At 72.0% G+C, this 24,398-nt stretch carries 23 protein-coding genes; 14 read left to right on the plus strand and 9 right to left on the minus strand.

Going from position 1 to position 24,398, the window contains the following annotated elements:
* Nucleotides 1-21: 21 nt before the first annotated feature.
* The 3 genes from AB0F62_RS27380 to AB0F62_RS27390 are packed head-to-tail and all read right to left on the minus strand — an operon-like array spanning nt 22 to nt 2,337.
* Nucleotides 22-741, minus strand: a complete 720-nt coding sequence (locus AB0F62_RS27380) for a hypothetical protein (RefSeq protein WP_361804544.1) — start codon at nt 739-741, stop codon at nt 22-24.
* Nucleotides 731-2,029, minus strand: a complete 1,299-nt coding sequence (locus AB0F62_RS27385; RefSeq protein ID WP_361804547.1) for a hypothetical protein — start codon at nt 2,027-2,029, stop codon at nt 731-733. Before AB0F62_RS27385 ends, AB0F62_RS27380 begins: the two co-directional genes overlap by 11 nt.
* Nucleotides 2,026-2,337, minus strand: coding sequence for a type VII secretion target (locus tag AB0F62_RS27390; RefSeq protein ID WP_361804550.1), 312 nt, complete (start codon nt 2,335-2,337; stop codon nt 2,026-2,028). Before AB0F62_RS27390 ends, AB0F62_RS27385 begins: the two co-directional genes overlap by 4 nt.
* A 251-nt stretch (nt 2,338-2,588) precedes the next feature.
* On the opposite strand from AB0F62_RS27390, the gene AB0F62_RS27395 reads away from it, so the two are divergent.
* Both AB0F62_RS27395 and AB0F62_RS27400 read left to right on the plus strand, forming a co-directional pair.
* Nucleotides 2,589-3,215, plus strand: a complete 627-nt coding sequence (locus tag AB0F62_RS27395; RefSeq protein ID WP_361804553.1) for a hypothetical protein — start codon at nt 2,589-2,591, stop codon at nt 3,213-3,215.
* Between the two features lie 229 nt (nt 3,216-3,444).
* Nucleotides 3,445-3,714, plus strand: a complete 270-nt coding sequence (locus tag AB0F62_RS27400) for a hypothetical protein (protein ID WP_361804556.1) — start codon at nt 3,445-3,447, stop codon at nt 3,712-3,714.
* On the opposite strand, the gene AB0F62_RS27405 is transcribed toward AB0F62_RS27400, so the two are convergent.
* Both AB0F62_RS27405 and AB0F62_RS27410 read right to left on the minus strand, forming a co-directional pair.
* Nucleotides 3,699-4,394 (minus strand): alpha/beta hydrolase, encoded by a 696-nt coding sequence (locus AB0F62_RS27405; protein ID WP_361804559.1) that lies wholly within the window; start codon nt 4,392-4,394, stop codon nt 3,699-3,701. The genes AB0F62_RS27400 and AB0F62_RS27405 overlap by 16 nt on opposite strands.
* Before the next feature lie 17 nt (nt 4,395-4,411).
* Nucleotides 4,412-4,816, minus strand: a complete 405-nt coding sequence (locus AB0F62_RS27410; protein ID WP_361804562.1) for an SRPBCC domain-containing protein — start codon at nt 4,814-4,816, stop codon at nt 4,412-4,414.
* Between the two features lie 137 nt (nt 4,817-4,953).
* Here AB0F62_RS27410 and AB0F62_RS27415 point away from each other — a divergent pair, with 137 nt between their 5' ends.
* Nucleotides 4,954-5,463, plus strand: coding sequence for a GNAT family N-acetyltransferase (locus tag AB0F62_RS27415; protein ID WP_361804565.1), 510 nt, complete (start codon nt 4,954-4,956; stop codon nt 5,461-5,463).
* A gap of 148 nt (nt 5,464-5,611) precedes the next feature.
* Nucleotides 5,612-5,992: a VOC family protein gene (locus tag AB0F62_RS27420; protein WP_361804568.1), complete on the plus strand. Its 381-nt coding sequence runs from the start codon at nt 5,612-5,614 to the stop codon at nt 5,990-5,992.
* A 15-nt stretch (nt 5,993-6,007) separates the two neighbouring features.
* Here AB0F62_RS27420 and AB0F62_RS27425 read toward each other — a convergent pair whose 3' ends face one another.
* Nucleotides 6,008-6,517: a cupin domain-containing protein gene (locus tag AB0F62_RS27425; protein ID WP_361804571.1), complete on the minus strand. Its 510-nt coding sequence runs from the start codon at nt 6,515-6,517 to the stop codon at nt 6,008-6,010.
* Nucleotides 6,518-6,765: 248 nt separating this feature from the next.
* On the opposite strand from AB0F62_RS27425, the gene AB0F62_RS27430 reads away from it, so the two are divergent.
* Entirely contained in the window at nt 6,766-7,215 is a 450-nt protein-coding gene (locus AB0F62_RS27430; protein ID WP_361804574.1) for a hypothetical protein, read from the plus strand.
* A 75-nt stretch (nt 7,216-7,290) separates the two neighbouring features.
* Here the strand turns inward: AB0F62_RS27430 and eccCa are convergent, their stop codons facing one another.
* Nucleotides 7,291-11,241, minus strand: coding sequence for a type VII secretion protein EccCa (eccCa, locus tag AB0F62_RS27435; protein ID WP_361804577.1), 3,951 nt, complete (start codon nt 11,239-11,241; stop codon nt 7,291-7,293).
* Between the two features lie 294 nt (nt 11,242-11,535).
* Between eccCa and eccD the strand changes: the two genes are divergently transcribed.
* The 6 genes from eccD to AB0F62_RS27465 all read left to right on the plus strand — a co-directional run bounded on the left by eccD (nt 11,536) and on the right by AB0F62_RS27465 (nt 18,692).
* Nucleotides 11,536-13,005 (plus strand): type VII secretion integral membrane protein EccD, encoded by a 1,470-nt coding sequence (eccD, locus tag AB0F62_RS27440; RefSeq protein WP_361804580.1) that lies wholly within the window; start codon nt 11,536-11,538, stop codon nt 13,003-13,005.
* Nucleotides 13,006-13,197: 192 nt separating this feature from the next.
* Nucleotides 13,198-13,485 carry a 30S ribosomal protein S15 gene (gene rpsO / locus AB0F62_RS27445; protein WP_361804583.1) on the plus strand — a complete coding sequence of 96 codons (288 nt, stop codon included), beginning with the start codon at nt 13,198-13,200 and terminating at the stop codon, nt 13,483-13,485.
* 293 nt (nt 13,486-13,778) lie between these two features.
* Nucleotides 13,779-16,004: a polyribonucleotide nucleotidyltransferase gene (locus tag AB0F62_RS27450; RefSeq protein ID WP_361804586.1), complete on the plus strand. Its 2,226-nt coding sequence runs from the start codon at nt 13,779-13,781 to the stop codon at nt 16,002-16,004.
* Nucleotides 16,001-17,377: a pitrilysin family protein gene (locus AB0F62_RS27455; RefSeq protein ID WP_361804589.1), complete on the plus strand. Its 1,377-nt coding sequence runs from the start codon at nt 16,001-16,003 to the stop codon at nt 17,375-17,377. Before AB0F62_RS27450 ends, AB0F62_RS27455 begins: the two co-directional genes overlap by 4 nt.
* 70 nt (nt 17,378-17,447) lie before the next feature.
* Nucleotides 17,448-18,200 carry a 4-hydroxy-tetrahydrodipicolinate reductase gene (gene dapB, locus AB0F62_RS27460; RefSeq protein WP_361804592.1) on the plus strand — a complete coding sequence of 251 codons (753 nt, stop codon included), beginning with the start codon at nt 17,448-17,450 and terminating at the stop codon, nt 18,198-18,200.
* Between the two features lie 39 nt (nt 18,201-18,239).
* On the plus strand, nt 18,240-18,692 hold the full coding sequence (locus AB0F62_RS27465) for a tetratricopeptide repeat protein (RefSeq protein ID WP_361804595.1): 453 nt from the start codon (nt 18,240-18,242) through the stop codon (nt 18,690-18,692).
* Between the two features lie 12 nt (nt 18,693-18,704).
* Here AB0F62_RS27465 and argB read toward each other — a convergent pair whose 3' ends face one another.
* Together argB and AB0F62_RS27475 are read right to left on the minus strand one after the other, a co-directional pair.
* Nucleotides 18,705-19,583, minus strand: a complete 879-nt coding sequence (gene argB, locus AB0F62_RS27470) for an acetylglutamate kinase (RefSeq protein WP_361804598.1) — start codon at nt 19,581-19,583, stop codon at nt 18,705-18,707.
* 276 nt (nt 19,584-19,859) lie between these two features.
* The gene (locus AB0F62_RS27475) at nt 19,860-20,408 is read right to left on the minus strand and encodes a hypothetical protein (RefSeq protein WP_361804601.1); all 549 of its coding nucleotides are present in this window, start codon (nt 20,406-20,408) and stop codon (nt 19,860-19,862) included.
* 177 nt (nt 20,409-20,585) lie between these two features.
* Here AB0F62_RS27475 and thyX point away from each other — a divergent pair, with 177 nt between their 5' ends.
* From thyX to AB0F62_RS27490, 3 genes are all read left to right on the plus strand, one after another.
* A complete protein-coding gene (gene thyX, locus AB0F62_RS27480) occupies nt 20,586-21,323 on the plus strand; it encodes an FAD-dependent thymidylate synthase (RefSeq protein WP_361804604.1) in 738 nt (245 codons plus the stop codon).
* A gap of 168 nt (nt 21,324-21,491) precedes the next feature.
* Complete coding sequence (gene dapA, locus AB0F62_RS27485) at nt 21,492-22,391, plus strand: 4-hydroxy-tetrahydrodipicolinate synthase (RefSeq protein ID WP_361804607.1); 900 nt, start codon at nt 21,492-21,494, stop codon at nt 22,389-22,391.
* Between the two features lie 121 nt (nt 22,392-22,512).
* On the plus strand, nt 22,513-24,198 hold the full coding sequence (locus tag AB0F62_RS27490) for a ribonuclease J (protein ID WP_361804610.1): 1,686 nt from the start codon (nt 22,513-22,515) through the stop codon (nt 24,196-24,198).
* The last annotated feature ends 200 nt before the right edge of the window (nt 24,199-24,398 follow it).

A 24,398-nucleotide genomic window follows, 5' to 3' on the forward strand; every position in this document is an offset into this window, starting at 1 on the left:
AACGTCCTTCCGGTTTCCGGTTCAGCCGAAGACGGACCGGACCGAGGCGGAGACCTCGGACTCGGGTATCCGGGCGCGCATGCTCTCCGGCAGTGGATTGTCGAAGCTCACCATGCGCGCGGCCGCGCCCAGGATGTCCCGGTAGTGGCCGTGCGCCGCCGCGGCGGTCGTACCGAGGGTGAGGACGGCGAGGTGCCGGCCGCCGGGGTGGGCCAGATGGGCCGTCGCCTGGTACACCTCCCGGCCCTCCGCCCGCAGGATGCTCTCGGTGAGCGCCGCCGGGCCGCAGGGCAGGTCGGCGTACTCGACCGTGTCCGCGTCGCGCACCGCCATGGCGGCCTTGGCCGCGCCGAGCACGGGCGGCATCCACGGCGTCTCGCGCCACATGATGGTGAACACGGAGTGCACCAGGGCGCCGTCGTCGCCCTCGTGCACCCCGATCGAGCAGTGCACGGTGCCCTCGGCGCGCAGCAGTTCGCTGATCAGCCGGGCCTCGCGCAGATCCTCGACGAAGGCCTCCTGCCGCTCCTCCGGGACCAGTTCCAGCAGGGCGCCGATGGCTTCGATCAGCCGCGCCGCCTGCTCGGTGCCGGACTCCGCGAGGAGGGCGTCGTACGGGATCTCCACGAAGCCGGGCGGCAGCGCGAACCAGATCGCGCAGTCGCCGCGAAGGGCCGAGTCGTCGACCGCGTAGCCGAACTCGTCGGCGGATATGGCGGGGTTGGTGTCGTCAGTGGGCATTGAGCAGCACCTTCAGGGTCTTGAGCGCCGTGCTCCCGTGGGCCGCGCCGTCGATGGTGCCGGCCCGGATGGCGTCCATGGCTGTGGCGGTGTTCTCCACGCCGCTGTTCTTGATCTCGTCGAAGATGTTCTTGCCGGTGCCGTAGACCGCGGTGGCCGTACCGGCGCCCGCGACCGCGACGTCGAGGATCCGGCCGGCGCGCGCGGGATCGGCCGCGCCCTTGACCAGCCAGGTGGTGAGCGGGTTCTCCGCGCCGGCGATGCGCTCGGCCGCCACCCATGTCTTGCCGCCCGCGCTCGCGAGCCGCTCGGTCAGGGTGAGCGCCTCGGTCGCGGCGCCCGCCGACCGCATGGCGCCGTTGACGCCGCGGGCGACCGCGCCGACACCGGGGACCATGCCGAGGGTGTCGCCCGCGACGCCCACCGCGTTGCTCCAGAAGTCGGCGTCGAACTCACCCTTGGTGAAGCCGTCCTTGAGCGAGGCACGCACCTTGGGGTCCGACAGCCGGGAGACGAGCGTGGCGGCGCTGGCCGCGGCGGCGACCAGCAGCAGGGCCACGCCGATCGGCCCGGTGAGGAGCAGGGCCAGCAGGCCGGCCACCGCGGCGATCGTGCCGAGGACGTCGGTCAGGTTGTCGCCGAGCCAGTCCATGGCCTTGCCGAACCAGCCGGGCTCCTCCGGCGCCAGCTTGTCGGTGGCGTCCCGGACGGTACGGGCCTTGGCGCGCGCGGTGGTGGAGTGCTCCTCCTCCAGGTCGCGGGCGCGCCTGATGACGGCGTCGAGATCGCCCTGGGCGCCGGTGACCGCGGTCGTCGCCTCGTTGAGGCTCCGCGTGGCACGGTCGAGCCGGGACTGCGCGTTCTGCAGCTCCGCGTCCGTCGCGAACGTCTGCCCGGCGAGCTTCAGGTCGGGATCGGCCCGCGCGGTCTTCTCCCGCTCCTTGGCGGCGTTCAGCTTCTCCCCGGCCGTTCCCGCCTCGCCGTCGAGGGTGCGGGCCCGGTCCTGGTAGCCGCCGAGGTCGGTCTCCCAACCGCCGAGCGCCGTGGCGGCCTTGAGCAGCGAGGTGTGGGCCTTGCGCAGGTTGTCGGGCAGCGCCCCGTCGAGTTCCTCGCGGAAGGCGACGGCCGCGTCGCCCTCCCAGGACGAGCCGGCGCGGAGCCGTTCGACGAGGCGGTACGCCTGGTCGAGCTTCTCGGCCGAGGAGGTCAGCCGCGCGCGGAGCGCGTTGACGGTGGCGACGGTGCCCGGGGCCGGGTCGAAGCCCAGGTGTGGATAACCGCGCGTCACTTCCCGCCTCCTTGCGAACCGGCCTGCCGGAAGGCGTCCCGCAGGGCGTTCTCCACCTCGTCGTAGTTGGCCTTGGTCTGGCCCACGGCCTCGGCGAGCTTCTTGGCCTGCTCGGCTATCTGCTCGGACCCGTAACTCCAGTGCTCCTGGAAGCTGTCGCAGGCCTCGTCCAGCTCCTTGGTGCCGATGCCGCCCGACGTGGTGTCCTTCATCTGCTTGCGCACCTCGTCGAGGGAGGCGTGCGCCTCCTTGAGCGTCCGCATGAATTGCCCCAATTCGCCGGTGTCCACCGAGAATTTGTCCCCCATGACAACCCTTCTGCGCCGATCTGCCGATGATGTGTCCGGCACAGAGCCTAGCCAGGGGCGGTACCCGGCCCTGCGGGGGCTTGCGATGGTCCGGTGCAGGACCTGTGGGGATCTCGTCTCGCGGGCGCGGCCTTGTCGCCGTCGCACATACCGGGCACGCGCCTTCGGCCCTGCGGCGAGAATGGCGGCGGCAACCCGGGCGGCGCGGTGTACGCGACGCCTTCGGCCGACACGGGGGAGGACCCGAGTACGTGAGTGCCGTCACGTTCCACATACGACCGCCGTCCGAGAGGGAGCGCAACGAGGCGGGCTTCAGGCTGCAGAAGGTCATCCGCCCCCGGCGGGGTGGCGAGACCGTGTACGTCGGGCACGGTGCGCCCGCCGGCGGTGCCGGGGCCGGCGCGAGGCCGCGGTTCGCCCTGTACCGGGACCTGGCCGGGCGGGAACCGCTCGGCTTCGTCGTCCGTCCGGTGGCCGGGCGGTCCTCCGGTGTTCGGCTCGCCGTACTCGGGCCCCGCGGCGAGGCGCTGGGCGAACTGGAGACGCCGGCGAAGCGGGCGCGGTGGCGGCCGCGCCACGAGATCCGCCTGCCGGACGGCCGCGTGCTCGCCGGGCACGGCGGAACGGCGACCTCATGGGTGGTGTTCGTGGTGCTCTCGCCCCTGTGGCTGGTCGTCAATCTGCTGTGGGCGGTCGGCGGGAGCGGGGATGCCGCCTGGTCGCTGCCCGTGCGCACGGCGTGGCGGCGGCGACAGGGATTCCGGGCGCCGTTGAAGTACCACGGGATGACCGGCCGCTACCGGGTGCGGACCGATCGCCTGGACGTACGGGTGGCGTACGCGCAGGCGGTCGTCCACGGCTCTGGGAGCGCCTCATGACCGCCCCGCCGCGGCTCGCCGTCGCGCGCCGGAACAGGGCCGGTCTGCTCGCGCAGTTCGCTCTCCAGTGGTTCCTGCTGCCGGTGTGGGCCGCCGTCGCCCTCGCCCTCGGGGTGCTCGTCGCGCTCGCGTCCGCCGGACTCAACCCCCCGCTCGCGTTGCTCAACCCATGGCGCGGTGCCCTGACCTGGCCCCGGTTCCGGCTCGAGTGGGCCGCGGACCCCGCCCGGTGGGAGGCGTACGCGGCCGGGCGCGGATCCGCGCCCGTGTCGCCGCCGCCGAGCGCCGGCCGGCGGCCCATCAGACCCGGGACGCCGACGGCGCGGCCGTGCTCGCCGTCACCGTGCCCGCCCGGCTCTTCCGCGGCGTCGGCCCGGAGCGGGCCACCGCCGTCGCCGTGGCGGAGGGCTGGACGGCGGAGGTACGCGGCACCGGGCGGGACCAGTGGAGCCCCGGCGCCCTGCACCTGCGCCGTCCGCTGCCTCAATCGGGCAGATAGCCCACCAGCAGGTCCGCCAGCCCGCCCGGGTCGGCGAGCGCCACCAGATGCCCACCCGGCAGGACGTCCGCCTCGACGCCGAGCCGTTCCCTGGCCACGCGCTGCTGGAAGGCGGCGGGGAACAGCCGGTCGTCCCGGCCCACGACGACGCGGGTGGGCACGTCCGGCCAGGCGGGCAGCGGGAAGGGCACGCCGAACGGGGTGTCGGACTGACGGTGCTCCTGGGCCAGGGCCGCCTCCGCCACGGGCCGCGGAAGGTCGTGGAAGAAGGTGACGAGGGGGTCGAACTCCCCGTCCACCGGCCGTCCCTCGGCGAGATCGAGGGCACGCCGGGCCTCCGGCTGGCCCGTGGCGGCCCACCAGCCCCCGGCGGTCTCGCCGGGGGCCGGAACCATCGCGTTGACCAGGACGAGCAGCATGAGACGGTCCCCCAGCCGTTCGCAGGCGAGGGGCGCGCTGAAGCCGGCCATCGACTGGGCGACCAGCACCAGCGGCGCGCGGTCGCCCGCGGCCGCGACGGCGGCGTCCGCGTACTCCCGCAGCCCCGCGGAGTCGTCCGCGGTGGGGAGGTCCACCGCGACGGCGTCGTGGCCGCGGCGCCGCAGCTCCGGCACGAGCAGATGCCAGTACCAGGTGCCGCCGCCCGCCCCGGGGACCAGGACGAAGGTCGTCCCCGTCATGTCCGCCCGGCCTCCCGTCAGGACTTCGCCAGGACGGCGGTGAAGCTGTCCAGGATGTGGTTGGCGCCGGCCTCGGCCGTGGCGCAGTGCTCCTCGGGCACGCCGGGCTGGTGGTAGACGACCTCGGTCCGGTCGCCGCGGTCGGTGAAGGTGGCGTCCATGACGACCTCGGGGGCGCCGGGGACGTCCATCGTCCACACCAGCCGCTTGTGCACGTCCACCTCCCGGTACACCCCGCTCAGCGGCATCTCGCCCTGCGGCGTGGTGATCGTGGCGCGCCAGGCGCCGCCGGGGCGGACGTCGCTGGCCACGGTGGGCAGCGGGGCGCCGAACCACTGGGCGAAGTACTCCGGCTCGGTCCACACCTGCCACACCTTGGCGAGCGGCGCGTCGAAGACCCGGGTAATGGTGATGTCGTTCATGGAACTGCCTCTCCGGTCGGAGCCGGGCCACTGCGGAACGGCTTCGGGGACTGAGACCGGGCGGGGCGGCGAAACTCATCGGTGGCCGTGTCGGACCCCCGTGGTGTGATCGGCAGGAGCGACGAGGGGAGCGGAAGATGGCCGCGCAGGTACGGATCGAGCCGTGGGCGGAGGGCGACCTCGACCTGCTCCGCCGGGCGAACGCGCCGGGGATGATGCGCCACCTCGGCGGTCCCGAGACCGAGGAGCAGCTGCTCGTCCGGCACGAGCGGTATCTGGCGAGCGGCAGCGAGGGCGGCGGAGGGATGTTCAGCATCGTGTTGCTGCCCGAGGGGGTCCCGGCCGGGAGCATCGGCTACTGGGAGAAGTCCTGGCGGGGCGGGACGGTGTACGAGACCGGCTGGGGCGTGCTGCCCGAGTTCCAGGGGCGGGGTGTCGCCGCGGCCGCGGGGGAGGCCGTCATCGCCCGCGCGGCGGCCGAGAAGGGCCCGCGGTTCCTGCACGCCTTCCCCAAGGTGGACAACCACCCCTCGAACGCCATCTGCCGCAAGCTCGGCTTCACGCTGGTGGAGGAGTGCGAGGTCGAGTACCCGCCGGGGCACCCCATCCGCTGCAACGACTGGCGCCTGGAGCTGTACGCCCCGTGACGCCGGCGTTTGTTCCGGCGGCCCGGCGGCCCGGCGGCCCGGCGGCCCGGCGGCCCGGCCGCCGGTGCCGCGGGTGCAGGCGTCGCGGGCCGCGTCCCCGTCCCGGCGGCCGCGTCCGCCGTCGCGGGCGGCCTGCCACAATCGGCGCATGCTGACCCTCGGGACGATCGTGCTCGGAGTGACGGACGTGCGGCGCGCCGCGGCCTTCTGGGGCGCCGCGCTGGGCCATGTGCCCCGCGACGGCGAGGTGCGGGCGGAGGACGACTGGGCGGTGCTGGTGCCCGCCGGGGGCGCGACCGGCCCGGGGATCGCGCTCGGAGTGAGCGCCACCCCGGTGCAGGAGCACCCGCGGGTCCACCTGGACCTGTACGCGGACGACGCCGCCGAACAGGCGGCCGAGGTGGAGCGGCTGGTCGCTCTCGGCGCCGCGCGGGTGGCCTGGGACCGCTATCCGCCGGACCCCGACTTCGTCGTCCTGGCCGACACCGAGGGCAACCGCTTCTGCGTCATCGACAAGAGCTTCGGCTGACCGCCGGCCGCCCGGTCACAGCGGCTCCGGTCCGACCTGCGGCGGGTCCACGAAGAAGCTGTCGTGGCGGAGCAGGAACTCGCGGAACGCCGCGCCCCCGCGCTGCGCCATCTCGCCGGCCCGCTCGAAGTACTCCTCCCTGGGTGCCCCGGGCGCGAAGAGCAGCAGCATCGACGCCGGTTCGTCGGAGTCGTTCTGGAAGGCGTGCAGTCCGCCGGCCGGCACATGGAGGAAGTCCCCGGGACGGGCGGTGATCCAGCGTTCCCCGTCGAAGAGCTGCACGGCCCCGGACAGGACGAAGAAGGACTCCGAGATCGACCGGTGGAAGTGGGTGCTGGGACCGGGGGAGCCGGGCCCCATGTCGATCCGGTACAGGCCGAAGTCGCCGCCCGTCGACGCGTGGGTGGCCAGGTAGTGGGTGCGGCCGCCCGAGGGCGCGATCACGTCCGCGGCGGTGTCGGCGGAGCGGAACAGCGCGCTGATCTCGCCCTGTTCCCCGAGATAGCGGGGCTCCGGGTAGGACATGGACGGTCGTCGCCTCCTTCGGCATCGGTCAGACAGACCGTGCCACATGTGATCCGCGAACACGGATCAGCGCTCCGGGAAGGACGGCCGAAAGGTTGACGAAGCGTGTCCGCGACAGCGCGAGGTGCGGGGCGCGAGGTGCGGACGCTCATGGGCTCATCCCACGACCGTGGCCGCCGCCCCGCCCCGGATGGCACCATGGCCCGCGCACGCTTCTCACGACACTCTCGACCGGGGGAACGGAGCCGATGGGCAAGGAGATCAGCGACGCGGACCTGATGGACGTCGCGGACGACCCCGCGCAGGCCCGCCGACTGCACAAGGCGCTCAGGACACTCGCCGACAACCCCGACGCGGACAGGACGCTCAAGGAGATGGCACGGGAGGTGCTCTCCGGCCGCCTCGGCATGCGCGAGGCGCTGGGATCGAGCGCGTACCTCGGCGCCATCGGCGACCGCATGGCCGAGCTCAAGCGGGCCGACGAGCGGTTGACGCCCGAGGAGCGGGCGGCGCAGGCCGAGCGCGCCCGGCGCTGGTTCGAGCAACGGTCCGCCGAGGAGGGCGAGGAGGGCGAGGAGGCCCGGGAAGACCGCGGCAACCGCGAGGACGAGGCGGCCGGCGGCGCCCGCCCCGCTGCCGTCCGGCGCGACCCCCGGGACGTCCCGCCCGCCTACCGGCCGCCCGCACCGCGGGACTGAGCACGGACGCACCGCGGGGGCGGGCCGTCCGGCCCGCCCCCGCGCGCATGCCCGGCGCCGGGCGCCGGAACGGGATCAGCTCTCCGGCAGGAAGCCGGTCTGGATGAGCTGGTTCCCGCGGCGGCGCGTGATGAACTGCGCCCGGCCTGGCGGCTGCCTGGTCGCCTTGACGTTGCCGAAGATCGGGCCCTCGCCCGGGTCGCCGGAGAGCAGGACGCCGGTCGCGCCGAGCTCCTTGACCCGGGTGAGGAAGGGCTCGAAGGACGACCGCGACGCCCCCGAGGTGCTGCGCGACAGGACGATGCGCAGTCCCAGATCGCGGGCGAACGGCAGGTACTCCATCAGCACCTGCATCGGGTTGCCCATCGACGTGGCGACCAGGTCGTAGTCGTCGACGAAGATCCACGCGTCCGGCTCGCTGTACCAGCTGCGGTTGCGCAGCTGCTCGGGCGTGACGTCAGGTCCCGGCATCCGGCGGCCCATGGAGCCGGCCAGCGACTCCATGACCTCCTGCAGCTGCGGACCGGAGGCGCAGTACTTGTACACATGGCTGTCCGGGACCTGACCGAGCAGCGCCCGGCGGAAGTCGGAGACCACGAACAGCGCCTTGCCTGACTCGTAGCGCTCGCTGACCTGCTTGGCGATGAGCCGCAGCAGCGAGGACTTGCCGGACTCGCTCTCGCCGTAGATGACGAACAGCGGGTCGGTCTCGAAGTCCACGAACACCGGGGAGAGGGTGAGCTCGTCCACGCCGATCGCGATGCCGCGGTCGGAGAAGTCGCCGCCCTTGGGCAGCTCGGTCGCCGGCAGCATGGTCGGCAGCATCCGCACCTTGGGCGCGGTCGGGCCGGACCAGCCGGAGTTGACCGCGGCGACGAACTGCGCCATGCCCTCGGAGAGGTCCTCCACGCCCGAGGAGGCGTCGACCCGCGGCAGCGCCGCCAGGTAGTCCAGCTTCTCCGGGGACAGACCGCGGCCCGCCTTGCCGACCGGCACGTTCTCGGCGCGCCTGCGGTCGAACTCGGACTCCATCGGGTCGCCCAGCCGCAGCTCCAGCCGGCTGAGGATCTGGTCGCGCAGCGCGGGGCGGATCTCGGTGTAGCGGGTGGCGGTGACGATCAGGTGGACGCCGAAGCCCAGACCCCGGGCGGCGATGTCGTTGATCACCGGGTCGAGCTGCTCGTAGTCGGTCTTGAAGGTCCCCCAGCCGTCGATGACGAGGAACACGTCGCCCCAGGGCTGGTCGGGGAAGTGCCCGGCGGCCCGCCGCGAGCGGAAGGTGTTCATCGAGTCGATGACGTTGCTGCGGAAGAACTCCTCGCGGGCGTTCAGGATGCCGTGCACCTCGGCCACCGTACGGCGGACCTTCTCCGCGTCCAGCCGCGAGGCGACCCCGCCGACGTGCGCCAGCGCGTCCAGCGCGAGCATGCCGCCGCCGCCGAAGTCCAGTGCGTAGAACTGCACTTCCTTCGGGGTGTGGGTGAGCGCGAAGGACGCGATCAGCGTACGGACCAGGGTCGACTTGCCGGACTGCGGGCCGCCGACGATCAGCGCGTGGCCGCCGGAACTCGACAGGTCCGCGTACATCACGTCACGGCGCTGCTCGAACGGCTTGTCCACCAGGCCCACCGGCACCGTGAGCTTGCCGGCGGCGGTGTAGCCGTCGGCGTGCAGACCCCGCTCGGCGCTCACCGTCAGCGGCGGCAGCACCTGGTCGACGCTGAACGGCTCGTCCAGCGGCGGCAGCCACACCTGGTGGGCGGGCGGGCCCTGGCCCTCCAGCCGGCCCACGATGACGTCGAGCACGGTGTCGGCCAGCGCGTCGTCCACCTGCCCGGAGCGCGTCTGCGGCTCGGGCTCGGTGAGGATGCGCACGGGGACGGGGGAGGCGGTGAACAGCACGGGGGAGCGGTCGATACGGGCCCCGCTCGCCGTGCGGGTACCCGGCGTCCGGTAGGTGCCCGACACATACGCGGCCTTGAACTGCACCATCGTGTCGGTGCCGTACTTCAGGATGCCCGCGCCGGGGACGTTGGGCAGGTGGTAGGCGTCCGGGACGCCGATCGCCGTGCGCGACTCGGCGGCGGAGAAGGTCCGCAGACCGATGCGGTACGACAGGAAGGTGTCCAGGCCCCGCAGCTTGCCCTCCTCCAGGCGCTGCGAGGCGAGCAGCATGTGCACGCCCAGCGATCGGCCGATACGGCCGATCTGGATGAACATCTCGATGAAGTCCGGCTTGGCGGCGAGAAGTTCGGAGAACTCGTCGATGATCAGAACGAGCGAGGGCAGCGGGTCCAGCGCCGCGCCCGCCGCACGGGCCTTCTCGTAGTCGGTGATGTTGGCGTAGTTGCCGGCCTGCCGCAGCAGCTCCTGGCGGCGGGTCAGCTCACCGGTGATGGAGTCGCGCATGCGGTCCACGAGGGTGAGTTCGTCGGCGAGGTTGGTGATGACCGCCGACACGTGCGGCATGGTGCCCATGCCGGTGAAGGTGGCGCCGCCCTTGAAGTCGGCGAGGACGAAGTTGAGCGTCTCCGAGGAGTGCGTCACGGCCAGGCCCAGCACCAGGGTGCGCAGCAGCTCGGACTTGCCGGAACCGGTGGCGCCGACACAGAGGCCGTGCGGGCCCATGCCCTCCTGCGAGGCCTCCTTGACGTCCAGCATGACCGGCTCGCCGGTCTCGCCGAGGCCGATCGGCACCCGCAGCCGCTCGTGCAGGGTTCGCGGACGCCACGTCCGCGAGACGTCCACGGAAGCGGCGTCGCCGATCCCCATCAGGTCGGTGAAGTCCAGGTTCGCCAGCAGCGGTTCGTCGGCGTCCGCGGCGCCCAGCCGCAGCGGTGCCAGCTGCCGGGCCAGGGATTCGGCCTGTACGGGGGACAGCGCGTCGGGGACGCCGGTGAAGGTGCCCGCCCCGGCCTCCAGGTACAGCTGACCGGGCCACACCTGGATGGACAGCGAGCCGCGCAGCTCGTCCAGCTCACCTGGGACGACCTCCAGGATCGTGACGCCCTGCAGCCCCTCGGCGGAGGCGATCACCGAGTCCGCCGGTACGCCGCCGCCGTCCAGCACGATCACCACGTGCGGCTGGTCCAGCACCGGCTGGCCCTCGCGGTTGAAGCGCGGCCGCCCGTCCAGCTCGTCCGCCAGCAGCTCCTCGGCCTCGGCGAGGTCGCCGCATATCAGGCGGCGCGAGCCGGCGCCGTCGTGCTCCCTGTGCTGCGCGTGCGGCAGCCACTTGGTCCACTCCCACTCCGACTGGGCGCCGGGCGCCGCCACGACGGCGACGACCATGTCCTCGGGGGAGTGCAGGGAGCACAACTGGCCCAGGATGGAGCGGGTCTGCCCGTAGACGGTGTCGGGGTCCCCGGAGACCGTCACGTGGTAGAAGGAGCGCAGCCCCACCGCCAGCGGCAGGTTGTCCAGCGAACCGTGCGCCGCGATGAACTGCTGCATCGAATGCGCGGTCAGCGGCTCCAGCTCGTCCACCGGCGCGGTCTCCGGCGCGACCAGCGGCGTCGACAGCTGCTGCGGGCCGAGGCCCACCCGTATCTGCGCGAAGTCCGGGTCGCCGGACCGGCGTTCCCATACCCGCGAGCCCTCGGCGACCAGTGCCCACAGCTGCTCGGGCGCGGGGTGCAGGTAATACTGCGCGTCGCGTTGCCTGCGGGCGGTCTTGCGCACCCCGCGGCGTACCTGCGCCAGATACTTCAGGTAGTCCCGGCGGGCCTCGGCCATCTGCCCCGACGGCCCCTTGCGGGCGCGCACGATCTGGGCCACCACCATCGCCACGGTGGAGCCCATCATGAGCACGCCCATGACCTTCATGAAGCCACCGGAGGTCCCCGACCCCGTGGGCAGGAAGAAGAAGGCCGCCGAGGAACCCATGCCGAGCATCGGCAGCAGGTTCATCAACAGGCCCTGGTCCTCGCCCCGCGGCAGTTCGGGTGGGGCTTCGAGCCGTACCTCCTCGTTCGGCACCTCCGGCGGGTAAACCCGCGGCGGGCGTTTGATGACGACCACGCTCACCGATGCACCAGTCCTTCACGCGAATCGCAGTTTCGGGCCGCCCCCGTCGTGACGGTCCCCCGTATGACACGTCCCGGTCGCGCTGCGCCCCGCGCGGGGCGGGCAAGTGACCACAGGCAGGTGGCGATCCTACTGGGCATGACAGTTCAAAGGCACTGGGACGGGTGAGGGGCAAGGGACTTGGGGCACCCGGTAGGGTGACGGATCGCGAAGCGCGGACGGGGGTCCGACCCTGGACGGCCGCGTGGACACGACCCCAACCCACCCATCACCGGACGAGGGGGACCACTCCAGGTGAGCACGATCTCAGCGACGGGATTCTGCAGAGTCACGGTGGCGGCGCCGAACAGCCGGATCGATGTGGCACTGCCCGAGGACGTGCCGCTCTCCGACATCCACCCCGAGATACTGCGCCTGTCGGGCCAGACGCCCGACGAAGCCGCCCCCACCGGTTACAACCTGGTCCGCCGTGACGGGCGTGTCCTGGACGGCACCCTGTCCCTGGCCGAACAGCGCGTCCACGACGGTGAGCTGCTGCTGCTGCGTCCGTTCGCGGACTCGCTGCCGCCCGCCGTCTTCGACGACGTCGTCGACGCCGTCGCCGCCGCGGTCCAGACCGACCGCCGCAGCTGGAACGACGGCCTCATGCGCGGCGTGGGCCTGACCGCGGGCGTCATCCTGCTCGCCCTCATGGCCTTCGTGCTGTGGTTCTCCGAGCCCGTCAAGCACGACATGCACGGCCTGCCCGGCGTCCTCGCCGGCGCCGCGGGCCTGGTGCTGGTCGCGCTCGCCTCGGTGCGCGCCCGTGTGTACGACGACCGCCACTCCGCGGTCGCCCTCGGGCTCGCCTCCCTGCCGCTGCTGCTCGTCGCGGGCTCCGGGATCATGGGCGTCAGCGGGAACGAGGGACCGGGCCGGCTGCACTTCCTCATCGGCTGCGTCGTCGTGCTCGGCGCCTCCGTACTGCTCGTGCTGATGCTGCCCCAGGGTGACGCGCCGTTCGTCGCGGCCTCCTTCACCGCCGGTGCCGGAACCCTCGCCACCTTCGTGGCGATCCTCACCGAGGCCGCGCCGCGCGAGGCCGCCGCCGTCACCGCCGTCGTCATGGTCGCCGTCATCGGGTTCCTGCCCGGCTGGTCCGCCCGCTTCGCCCGGCTGCCCATCGGCTTCCGCTCGCCCGACCAGGTCCAGACCCGGCACCGCGGCGACGCCGAGCGGCAGGGCGAGGAGGAGCCGGTCGACTTCGAGCGGATCACCAACCAGGCCCGTCGCGGCCACGAACTGCTGCTCGGCCTGGTCGGCGGCTGCGCGGCGGCCATCGTCGGATCCGCCGGTGTCGTGCTCGGCTTCTCCGACAGCGCCTGGGCACAGCTGCTCGCCCTGGCCGTCGGTTTGGCGACGCTGATGCGCGCCCGGCTGTTCCGCTACACCTCGCAGGTCGTGACGCTGATGGTCGCCGGTGTGATCACCGTCGGGCTGCTGATCATCGGTCTCTCGCTCAACCTGCCGACCGACGTCCTCACCGACCTGCTGCGCGGCAACCACTCCTCGCTCGACATCCGCACCGTGTGGCTGTCTGCCGCGGTGGCGCTGGGCGCCGCTCTCCTGGTCGCGATCGCGCTCATCGTCCCGAGCAAGGGCGTCACCCCCTTCTGGGGGCGGATGCTCGACCTCGCCGAGGCGACCGTGCTGCTCTCCCTGATCCCGCTCGCCCTCGCGGTCCTCGACCTGTACGCCGAGGCCCGCGGTATGACCAGCGGCTGAGCCGGGACGGCCGGCGGGCCCCTCGGAGCACCGGCCACCCCGGCCCCGGACGTCGCACCGGGCCCGGGGTGGTACTCTGTGTGACCGATGCGTCCGCCCTCAGGCGGCGCGTCGCGTCTTCCGAGTCATCGCAGCTTCCCCTGTGACGCAGACCAGGGGCGCTCGGAGGCACCGACACCACAAGGAGACCGTATGTCGCTCGACGTCGCGACGAAGAAGCAGATCATCGCCGAGTTCGGCACCAAGGAGGGCGACACCGGCTCCCCCGAGGTCCAGGTCGCGCTGCTCTCCCGCCGCATCTCGGACCTGACCGAGCACCTCAAGACCCACAAGCACGACCACCACTCCCGTCGTGGTCTGCTGATCCTGGTCGGCCAGCGCCGCCGCCTGCTGCAGTACCTGGCCAAGAAGGACATCCAGCGCTTCCGCGCCCTGGTCGAGCGCCTCGGCATCCGCCGCGGTGCGGCCGGCGCCCGCTGAGACGCCCCTAGAGGGAGCGGTTCCCGTCAGGGAGCCGCTCCCTTGGCGTACGTACGGGACCGCGCTGGGCGCGAGACCGGGACGGAAGCTTTGTAGTCTGGTCCCATACACAACGCCATAAAGCATGCGGAGGGAGCGTCCTCCTAAGCGCCACCAGAGCCGGTCCTCGGTAGTGGCCCCCGGGCAGCACGTACGTCCCGGTGGCTTCGATCGAAGACCGGCCCGGCGGGACGCCCCTCCACCGACGGTCCCCGGGAAGACGCCCGGGGGCACGAAAGAGGAGAATTCCCATAGTGGAGAACGAGACCCACTACGCCGAGGCCGTGATCGACAACGGCAGCTTCGGCACCCGCACGATCCGCTTCGAGACGGGCCGGCTGGCCCGCCAGGCCGCCGGCTCCGCCGTGGCCTACCTGGACGACGACACCATGGTGCTGTCGGCCACCACCGCCTCGAAGCACCCGAAGGACCAGCTCGACTTCTTCCCGCTGACGGTGGACGTCGAGGAGCGCATGTACGCGGCCGGGCGGATCCCCGGCTCCTTCTTCCGCCGCGAGGGCCGCCCCTCCGAGGACGCGATCCTCACCTGCCGTCTGATCGACCGCCCGCTGCGCCCGTCCTTCAAGAAGGGCCTGCGCAACGAGATCCAGGTCGTGGCGACGGTCATGGCGCTCAACCCCGACCACCTCTACGACGTGGTCGCCATCAACGCCGCCTCCTGCTCCACGCAGCTGGCCGGCCTGCCCTTCTCCGGCCCGGTCGGCGGCGTCCGCGTCGCGCTGATCCGCGGCCAGTGGGTCGCCTTCCCGACCCACAGCGAGCTGGAGGAGGCCGTCTTCGACATGGTCGTGGCCGGCCGCACCCTCGAGGACGGCGACGTCGCGATCATGATGGTCGAGGCCGAGGCCACCGACAAGACGATCAAGCTCGTCGAGGGCGGCGCCGAGGCGCCGACCGAGGAGATCGTCGCGGCGGGCCTGGAGGCCTCCAAGCCCTTCATCAAGGTGCTGTGCAAGGCGCAGGCCGACCTCGCCGCGAAGGCCGCCAAGGAGACCGCCGAGTTCCCGATCTTCCTGGACTACCAGGACGACGTGTTCGAGGCGCTCGAGGCCGCCGTCTCCGACGAGCTGAAGCAGGCGCTGACCATCGCCGGCAAGCAGGCCCGCGAGGCCGAGCTGGACCGCGTGAAGGCGCTCGCCGCCGAGAAGCTGCTGCCGCAGTTCGAGGGCCGCGAGAAGGAGATCTCCGCGGCGTACCGCTCGCTGACCAAGAAGCTGGTCCGTGAGCGCGTCATCAAGGACAAGGTCCGCATCGACGGCCGCGGCGTCACCGACATCCGCACCCTGGCCGCCGAGGTCGAGGCGATCCCGCGGGTGCACGGCTCGGCGCTGTTCGAGCGCGGCGAGACCCAGATCCTGGGTGTCACCACGCTGAACATGCTGCGCATGGAGCAGCAGCTGGACACGCTGGCGCCCGAGACGCGCAAGCGCTACATGCACAACTACAACTTCCCGCCGTACTCCGTCGGCGAGACCGGCCGCGTGGGCTCCCCCAAGCGCCGTGAGATCGGCCACGGCGCGCTGGCCGAGCGGGCGATCCTCCCGGTCCTGCCGGCCCGCGAGGACTTCCCGTACGCCATCCGCCAGGTCTCCGAGGCCCTGGGCTCCAACGGCTCCACCTCCATGGGCTCGGTCTGCGCCTCCACCATGTCGCTGCTGAACGCCGGTGTGCCGCTGAAGGCCCCCGTCGCCGGTATCGCCATGGGCCTGATCTCCCAGGAGATCGACGGCGAGACCCACTACGTCACCCTCACCGACATCCTCGGTGCGGAGGACGCGTTCGGCGACATGGACTTCAAGGTCGCCGGCACCAAGCAGTTCGTCACCGCGCTGCAGCTGGACACCAAGCTCGACGGCATCCCGGCGTCGGTCCTGGCCGCGGCCCTCAAGCAGGCCCGCGACGCCCGTCTGCACATCCTCGACGTGATGATGGAGGCGATCGACACTCCGGACGAGATGTCGCCGAACGCCCCGCGCATCATCACCGTCAAGATCCCGGTGGACAAGATCGGTGAGGTCATCGGCCCCAAGGGCAAGATGATCAACCAGATCCAGGAGGACACCGGCGCCGAGATCACCATCGAGGACGACGGCACCATCTACATCGGTGCCGCCGACGGCCCGTCCGCCGAGGCCGCCCGCGCGACCATCAACGGCATCGCCAACCCGACGATGCCCGAGGTCGGCGAGCGCTACCTGGGTACGGTCGTGAAGACCACCACCTTCGGTGCCTTCGTCTCCCTGCTCCCGGGCAAGGACGGCCTGCTGCACATCTCGCAGATCCGCAAGCTGGCCGGCGGCAAGCGCGTCGAGAACGTCGAGGACGTCCTCGCCGTGGGCTCCAAGGTCCAGGTCGAGATCGCCGAGATCGACCAGCGCGGCAAGCTGTCGCTGATCCCGGTCATCGAAGGCGAAGAGACCGCGGCCGACGACAAGGCCGAGGACGCGTCCGAGAAGTGACCACCCGCTCCACACGCGTGACGGCCCGCCCCTCCACCAAGGGGCGGGCCGTCCGCACGCAGACCCTCCTGCCCGGCGCTGACGGCGTCGGCACGGTCCGGCGCAGCGTCCTCCCCGGGGGACTGCGCGTCGTCACCGAGACCCTGCCGACCGTGCGCTCGGCGACCTTCGGCATCTGGGTCGGCGTCGGCTCCCGCGACGAGACCCCGGCCCTGAACGGCGCCACGCACTACCTGGAGCACCTGCTCTTCAAGGGCACCTCCCGGCGCAGCGCGCTGGAGATCTCCTCGGCGATCGACGCGGTCGGCGGCGAGATGAACGCCTTCACGGCCAAGGAGTACACGTGCTACTACGCGCGTGTCCTCGACACCGACCTGCCGCTCGCCATCGACGTGGTCAGCGACATGCTCACCGGCTCCCTGATCCGCCAGGAGGACATCGACGCCGAGCGCGGTGTCGTCCTGGAGGAGATCGCGATGACCGAGGACGACCCCGGTGACCAGGTCCACGACCTGTTCGCCACCGCCATGCTGGGCGACTCCCCGCTGGGCCGTCCCGTCCTCGGCACCGTCGACACCATCAACGCCCTCACCCGCGACCAGGTCGCCCGCTTCTACCGGAAGCACTACGACCCGACGCGGCTGGTCGTGGCCGCCGCGGGCAACATCGACCACGCCACCGTCGTCCGCCAGGTCCGCAAGGCCTTCGAGGACGCGGGCGCGCTCCGCGACGCGGACGCCGTGCCCCGCCCGCCGCGCGGCGGCGCCCGTACGATCCGCGGCCAGGGCCGCGTGGAGCTGCTGGAGCGCCGTACCGAGCAGGCCCATGTCGTGCTCGGCATGCCCGGGCTGTCCCGGCACGACGACCGGCGCTGGGCGCTGGGCGTGCTCAACACGGCGCTGGGCGGCGGGATGAGCTCCCGGCTGTTCCAGGAGGTCCGCGAGAAGCGCGGCCTCGCCTACAGCGTGTACTCGTACACCTCCTCCTTCGCCGACTGCGGTCTGTTCGGGGTGTACGCGGGCTGCCAGCCGCGCCGTGTGCACGAGGTGCTGAAGATCTGCCGCGAGGAGCTGGACCAGGTCGCCGAGCACGGGCTGAGCGACGAGGAACTGCACCGCGCCATCGGGCAGTTCTCCGGCTCGACCGTGCTCAGCCTGGAGGACACCGGCGCGCTCATGAACCGGATCGGCAAGAGCGAGCTCTGCTGGGGCGAGCAGATGTCGGTGGACGCCACGCTGGAGCGGATCGCCGCGGTGACGCCCGAGGAGGTGCGCGCCGTCGCCCGGGACGTCCTGGGGCAGCGTCCGTCGCTGGCCGTCATAGGCCCGCTGAAGGACCGGCAGGCCGCCCGCCTGCACGAGTCCGTCGCCTGAGCCGTACCGACCGTCTCGACCGTACAGCCGTCTCGACCGTCTCGACCGTCTCGACCGGAGGACAGGAACGATGAGCAAGATCCGTGTGGGTGTGATCGGGGCCCGCGGCCGCATGGGCGCCGAGGCGGTCAAGGCCGTCGAGGCCGCGGACGACCTGGAGCTGGTGGCCGCGCTCGGCCGCGAGGACAAGTTGGAGACCCTGGCCGAGAACGGCGCCCAGGTCGCGGTCGAACTGACCACCCCCGGCTCCGTCATGGGCAACCTCGACTTCTGCCTGCGGCACGGCATCCACGCCGTGGTCGGCACCACCGGCTGGACCGACGAGCGCCTGGACACCCTGCGCGGCTGGATCGGCGCGGCGCCGGGGGCCGGCGTGCTCATCGCGCCGAACTTCGGCATCGGGGCGGTCCTGGCCATGCGCTTCGCGAGCCAGGCGGCCCGCTTCTTCGAGTCCGCGGAGATCGTCGAGCTCCATCACCCGGACAAGGTCGACGCCCCCAGCGGCACCGCCGTCCGCACCGCCCAGCTCATCGCCGACGCCCGCCGCGAGGCGGGGCTCGGCGAGCAGCCGGACGCCACCGCCACCGCCCTCGACGGCGCGCGCGGCGCCGACGTCGAGGGGGTGCCGGTGCACGCGGTGCGGCTGCGCGGTCTCGTCGCGCACCAGGAGGTGCTCTTCGGCGACGCCGGCGAGATCCTCACCATCCGTCACGACTCCATGAACCGCGCCTCCTTCATGCCCGGCGTACTGCTCGGCGTGCGGAGGGTCGTCTCCTCGCCGGGGCTCACCTTCGGCCTGGAGCACTTCATGGACCTCGACTGACAGACCGAGAGACACAGACCGAGAGCGGGTTCGCCCACCATGCGCGCAAAGATCACCTACTTCGTCCTCGCGGCCGTCCTGGTCGTCTACTTCGTGCTGGCCGGCGCCCGCGGCGTCTGGCTGATCCAGGACGGCCGCCCGGTCACGGTGGTCTTCGGCGTGGCCGTTCTCGTACTGCCCCTGGTCGGCGTCTGGTTCCTGGTCCGTACGACGCAGTTCGCGCAGAGGGCGGACCGGCTGGCCCGGGAGCTGGAGGCCGAGGGCGGACTGCCCGAGGACGAGCTGGTGCGGACCCCGAGCGGCCGGATCGACCGGGCCTCCGCCGACGCGGTCTTCGCCCGGCGCAAGGCCGAGGCGGAGGCCGCGCCCGAGGACTGGCGGGTGTGGTTCCGGCTCGCGGTCGCCTACCACGACGCCCGCGACACCCCGCGGGCGCGCAAGGCCATGCAGCGGGCGATCGCCCTGCGCGGGAAGGCGCCGCAGACCTCCTGAGGCGGTCGCGCGTCAGTCCGGCAGGACGGTCGTCCCGGCGCCCCCGGGACCCCCTGCCAGGGCGCGCAGCACGGCGTGCGGGACCCGCCCGTCCAGGACGCGCGCCGCGCGGACGCCCGCCCGGACGGCGTGCAGGCAGCTCTCCATCTTCGGCGCCATGCCACCACCCAGGGACGGCAGCGCCGCCTCGAGTTCGGCCGCGGTGAGCCGGTGCAGGACCCGTTCACGGCGCGGCCAGTCCGCGTACAGGCCGGGCACGTCGGTCAGCACCACCAGGGCCTCCGCGCCCAGCGCGGCGGCGATCGCCCCCGCGGCCGCGTCCGCGTTGACGTTGTAGACCTGGCCGTCCGTGCCCCGGCCGAGCGGGGAGACCACCGGGACGCGGTCGCGCTCCAGCAGTACCTCCACGGCCGCGGTGTCGACCTCCGCCACGTCCCCGACCAGGCCGATGTCGAGGAGTCGGCCGTCGGCCTCGGCGTAGCGGCGCACCGCGGTCAGGAGGCGGCCGTCCTCGCCGGTGAGCCCGACGGCGTACGGCCCGTACTGGTCGATCAGCCGCACCAGTTCCCGCTGGACCGTGCCGACGAGCACCGTCCGCACCACGTCCAGGGTCTCCGGCGTGGTGACCCGCCGCCCGCCCAGAAAGCGGGCGGGCACCCTGAGCCGGTCGAGCTCCGCGCTGATCTGCGGACCGCCGCCGTGTACGACGACGGTCCGGACCCCGGTCGACCGAAGCCGCACCACGTCCTCGGCGAAGGAGCGCAGCAGGTGCTCGTGGGTCATGGCGTGGCCGCCGAACTTCACGACGACGGTGCGGCCCCGCAGCCGTTCCAGCGCGGGCAGCGGCCCGGGGTCGGTGAGGAGCGGGTTCGGGTGGGGAGGTGCGAGCACGAGTCGCTCCAGGTCCTCGGCGGGCCGGGTCGGCCGGACGCTAACACCCGAGGGGAAACACCCGATGACGCACGGCTGTCGCCCGTACGCCCCTCCCGCGGCCCCCGGTGTGCGGCGTCGTCCGCCGGTGGAGGCAGCACAGCGCACAGCCGTCGGTGAGCGGGCCCACCGAACGCAGCGGCCGGCCCGTGGGCAGGGGAGGGAAGGCCCTCACCCGATCACGGCGCCTCGGCCGAGACCCGCCCCACCCGTCCGCGACCTCCCCGGACGGAACACCTAGCGCTGCAGCTGGGCGGCCCAGGTCTCTATGGCGTCGGCCGCCTGGTCGAAGGCCTCCGTACGGCCCAGGAAGTCCGCGTTGTGGTCGGTGAGCAGCGGTCGCAGCAGCTCGCCGCCGGACCGGCTGACGACCAGGGCCTGGCCCTGTACGGTCCGGGGCAGCCCCAGCCACTTCACCGGCTGCTGGGCCGTGCGGACGTCACCGACCCGGTTCCACGGCAGCGTCGTGGTGTAGAAGAGCCCCACCTGACGCAGCCCGCGGGTGCTCACCCAGAACCCCACGCGCAGCAGCCGCAGCGCAGCGAGGATCACCAGCACGGCGGCGCCGACCGTCATGGCCACACCGGGCCCGTTGCCCGCGAGCCCCATGATCACCGCGGCGAAGAGCAGGTACGAGGCGAGCACCAGCAGCATCGCCGCCGCCGCGACCCGCCAGGGACCCGGGCGGTACGGACGGATCCACCGGTCCTCGACGTGGTGCGGAAGGGCGGCGTCCGCGGCGTACTCGTCATGGCCGCTGTCGGCGGCGAGGAAGGACAGAGACACATCGGTGAGGCTAGCGGGCCCCGCCGGGCCCGGCCAGCAGTGGTCCGCCGGTCGTCTGCCTTGCGGGGCTTTGCGGTGGGTGCGGCCGGTGTCGACGGGTGTCGGGTGATGTCGGAGCCTGTCAGAGCGGGCGAATAGGCTGGGCGCCGCCCCCAGCTCCATGAGGAAGGACGCCCGGTGACCGAGACCCCCACCGACGATTCCGTGCAGTTCCGCGACGACGTGACCGTCGAACTCGTCAAGCACAGCGCCGCCGACTCCGACGTCCTGTGGGCCGCCCGGGTGTCCACGGCGGGCGAGCAGTCCCTGGCGGAGCTGACGAAGGACCCCGAGCGCTCCAAGGGCCTGATCAACTTCCTCATGCGGGACCGGCACGGCAGCCCCTTCGAGCACAATTCGATGACCTTCTTCGTCAGCGCGCCGATCTTCGTCTTCCGCGAGTTCCACCGCCACAGGGTCGGATGGTCCTACAACGAAGAATCGGGCCGGTACCGCGAGCTGGAGCCGGTCTTCTACGTGCCCTCCCCGGAGCGCAAGCTGGTGCAGCAGGGCCGCCCGGGCAAGTACGAGTTCGTGCACGGGTCCCCGGAGCAGCACCAGGCCGTCGTGGACGCCATGCAGGACTCCTACCGGCAGTCGTACGACGCCTACCAGAAGATGCTGGCCGCCGGCGTCGCCCGCGAGGTCGCCCGGGCCACGCTGCCCGTCGGCCTGTTCTCGTCGATGTACGCCACCTGCAACGCCCGCTCGCTGATGCACTTCCTCGGCCTGCGCACCCAGCACGAGCTGGCCGCGGTCCCGTCCTTCCCGCAGCGGGAGATCGAGATGGTCGGGGAGCGGATGGAAGCCGAATGGGCGAAGCTCATGCCGCTCACGCACGCGGCGTTCAACGCCAACGGCCGGATCGCTCCGTAGCAGGTCACCACTCATCCGGAATCTTCCGATTGCCGGGTTTCGTGCAATTCGTCTAGTCTTCAGAAACGGATTCCGGTGCTGCTTGAACCCCCGAGCAGGCAGCGCCGGAGTCCTCATCGCAGGTCCCGAGGGGGTATCCCGGCACCGGCACCGAGTAGCGTTGGACTCATGGCTCCGACCTCCACCCCGCAGACCCCCTTCGGGCGGGTCCTGACCGCAATGGTCACGCCGTTCACCGCGGACGGCGCCCTCGACCTCGACGGCGCGCAGCAGCTCGCCGCCCACCTGGTCGACGCAGGCAACGACGGCCTGGTCGTCAACGGCACCACAGGTGAGTCGCCGACCACCAGCGACGTGGAGAAAGAGCAGCTCGTCCGGGCCGTACTGGAGGCCGTCGGCGACCGCGCGTTCGTCGTCGCCGGGGTCGGCACCAACGACACCCACCACAGCGTCGAGCTGGCCCGCCAGGCGGAGCGCGCCGGCGCCCACGGCCTGCTCACGGTGACGCCGTACTACAACAAGCCCCCGCAGGAGGGCCTGTACCGGCACTTCACCGCCATCGCGGACGCCACCGGCCTGCCGGTCATGCTCTACGACATCCCCGGCCGCAGCGGCGTCCCCATCGAGACCGAGACCCTCGTCCGGCTCGCCGAGCACCCCCGGATCGTCGCCAACAAGGACGCCAAGGGCGACCTCGGCGCCGCGAGCTGGGCCATCAGCCGCAGCGGCCTCGCCTGGTACTCCGGCGACGACATGCTCAACCTGCCGCTGCTCTCCGTCGGCGCCGTCGGCTTCGTCTCCGTCGTGGGACATCTGGTCAGCCCTGAGCTCCGGGCGCTCCTGGAGGCGTATCTCTCGGGTGACACCCACAAGGCCACGGAGATCCACCAGAAGCTGCTCCCGGTCTTCACCGGCGTCTTCCGCACCCAGGGCGTGATCACCACCAAGGCCGCCCTGGCCCTGCGGGGACTGCCCGCCGGCCCGCTCCGGCTCCCGCTCGTGGAGCTCGGCGAGGCGGCGACCGCACAGCTGAAGGAGGATCTCGCCGCAGGCGGGGTACAGCTGTAACCAAAGACTTGAGAACTGAATATCGGTCCTGAGAACCAGCAACAGAAAGCACGATGTCATGCGCGCTCCGTGTCCCCGGGGAGTCCTCCGGGGACTGTGGCGTGCGTGGTGAGGAGAGAACTTGAGCCATCCGCACCCTGAGCTCGGCCCGCCCCCCGCGCTCCCCGAAGGGGGTCTGCGCATCACCCCGCTCGGCGGCCTCGGAGAGATCGGCCGCAACATGACGGTCTTCGAGTACGGAGGCCGGCTCCTGATCGTCGACTGCGGGGTGCTCTTCCCGGAGGAGGAGCAGCCCGGAGTCGACCTGATCCTGCCGGACTTCACGTCGATCCGCGACCGCCTGGACGACGTCGTCGGCATCGTCCTGACCCACGGACACGAGGACCACATCGGCGCCGTCCCCTTCCTCCTGCGCGAGAAGGACGACATCCCGCTGATCGGCTCGAAGCTGACCCTCGCCCTGATCGAGGCCAAGCTCGCCGAACACCGGATCCGGCCGTACACCCTCGAGGTCGCCGAGGGACAGCGCGAGCGCATCGGGCCCTTCGACTGCGAGTTCGTCGCCGTCAACCACTCCATCCCCGACGCCCTCGCGGTCGCCATCCGCACCCCGGCCGGCATGGTCGTGCACACCGGCGACTTCAAGATGGACCAGCTGCCGCTCGACGGCCGGCTCACCGACCTGCACGCGTTCGCGCGCCTGTCGGAGGAGGGCATCGACCTGCTGCTCTCCGACTCCACCAACGCGGAGGTGCCCGGCTTCATCCCGCACGAGCGGGACATCTCGCCGGTGCTGCGCCAGGTCTTCGCCAAGGCCGAGAAGCGGATCATCGTGGCCAGCTTCGCCAGCCACGTGCACCGCATCCAGCAGGTCCTGGACGCCGCCCACGAACGCGGCCGCAAGGTCGCCTTCATCGGCCGCTCCATGGTCCGGAACATGGGCATCGCCCGTGACCTGGGCTATCTGCGGGTCCCCGCGGGACTCATCGTGGACGTCAAGACGCTCGACGACCTCCCCGACGAGAAGATCGTCCTGGTGTGCACCGGCTCGCAGGGCGAACCCATGGCCGCCCTCTCCCGGATGGCCAACCGCGACCACCAGATCCGCATCGTCGAGGGCGACACGGTGGTCCTGGCCTCGTCGCTCATCCCCGGCAACGAGAACGCGGTCTACCGCGTGATCAACGGCCTCACCCGCTGGGGCGCCAACGTCGTGCACAAGGGCAACGCCAAGGTGCACGTCTCCGGCCACGCCTCCGCCGGCGAGTTGCTGTACTTCTACAACATCTGCAAGCCCCGCAACCTCATGCCCGTCCACGGCGAATGGCGCCACCTGCGCGCCAACGCCGAACTGGGCCAGGCCACCGGCATCCCGAAGAACCGCTGCGTCCTCGCCGAGGACGGCCTGGTCGTCGACCTCGTCGACGGCGTCGCCAAGGTCACCGGCAAGGTCCAGGCCGGGTATGTGTACGTGGACGGCCTCTCGGTCGGCGACATCACGGAGACCTCGCTCAAGGACCGCCGCATCCTCGGCGAGGAGGGCATCGTCTCGGTGTTCGTCGTCGTGGACAGCACCACCGGCAAGGTCGTGGGCGGCCCGTACGTCCAGGCCCGTGGTTCCGGAATCGACGACGAGGCCTTCAACGCGGTCCTCCCCAAGATCGAGGAATCCCTCGCCCGCGCCGCCGCCGACGGCGTCGCCGAGGTCCGCCAGCTGCAGCAGCTCATCCGCCGCGCGATCGGCAAGTGGGTGTCGGACAACTACCGCCGCCGCCCGATGATCCTCCCTGTGGTCGTGGAGGTCTGACGCACCACCAGGAGCGGGGCACCCTCGATTTGCATCGGGGTGCCCCGCTCCAGTACGTTGGCACAACCCCCGCGACGAGAACGCCACGGAAACGTGCGCCCTCGAAGCGGTGCGGTAAATCAGACGGAAAGCATCTGCTAAAGTCTGGGAGCGCGAAAGCCGAAAGGCCGAAACGCAAAAGCAGGAAATTCCCGCCGGCG

It is taken from the genome of Streptomyces sp. NPDC026673 (assembly GCF_040638135.1).
GTDB lineage: Bacteria > Actinomycetota > Actinomycetes > Streptomycetales > Streptomycetaceae > Actinacidiphila.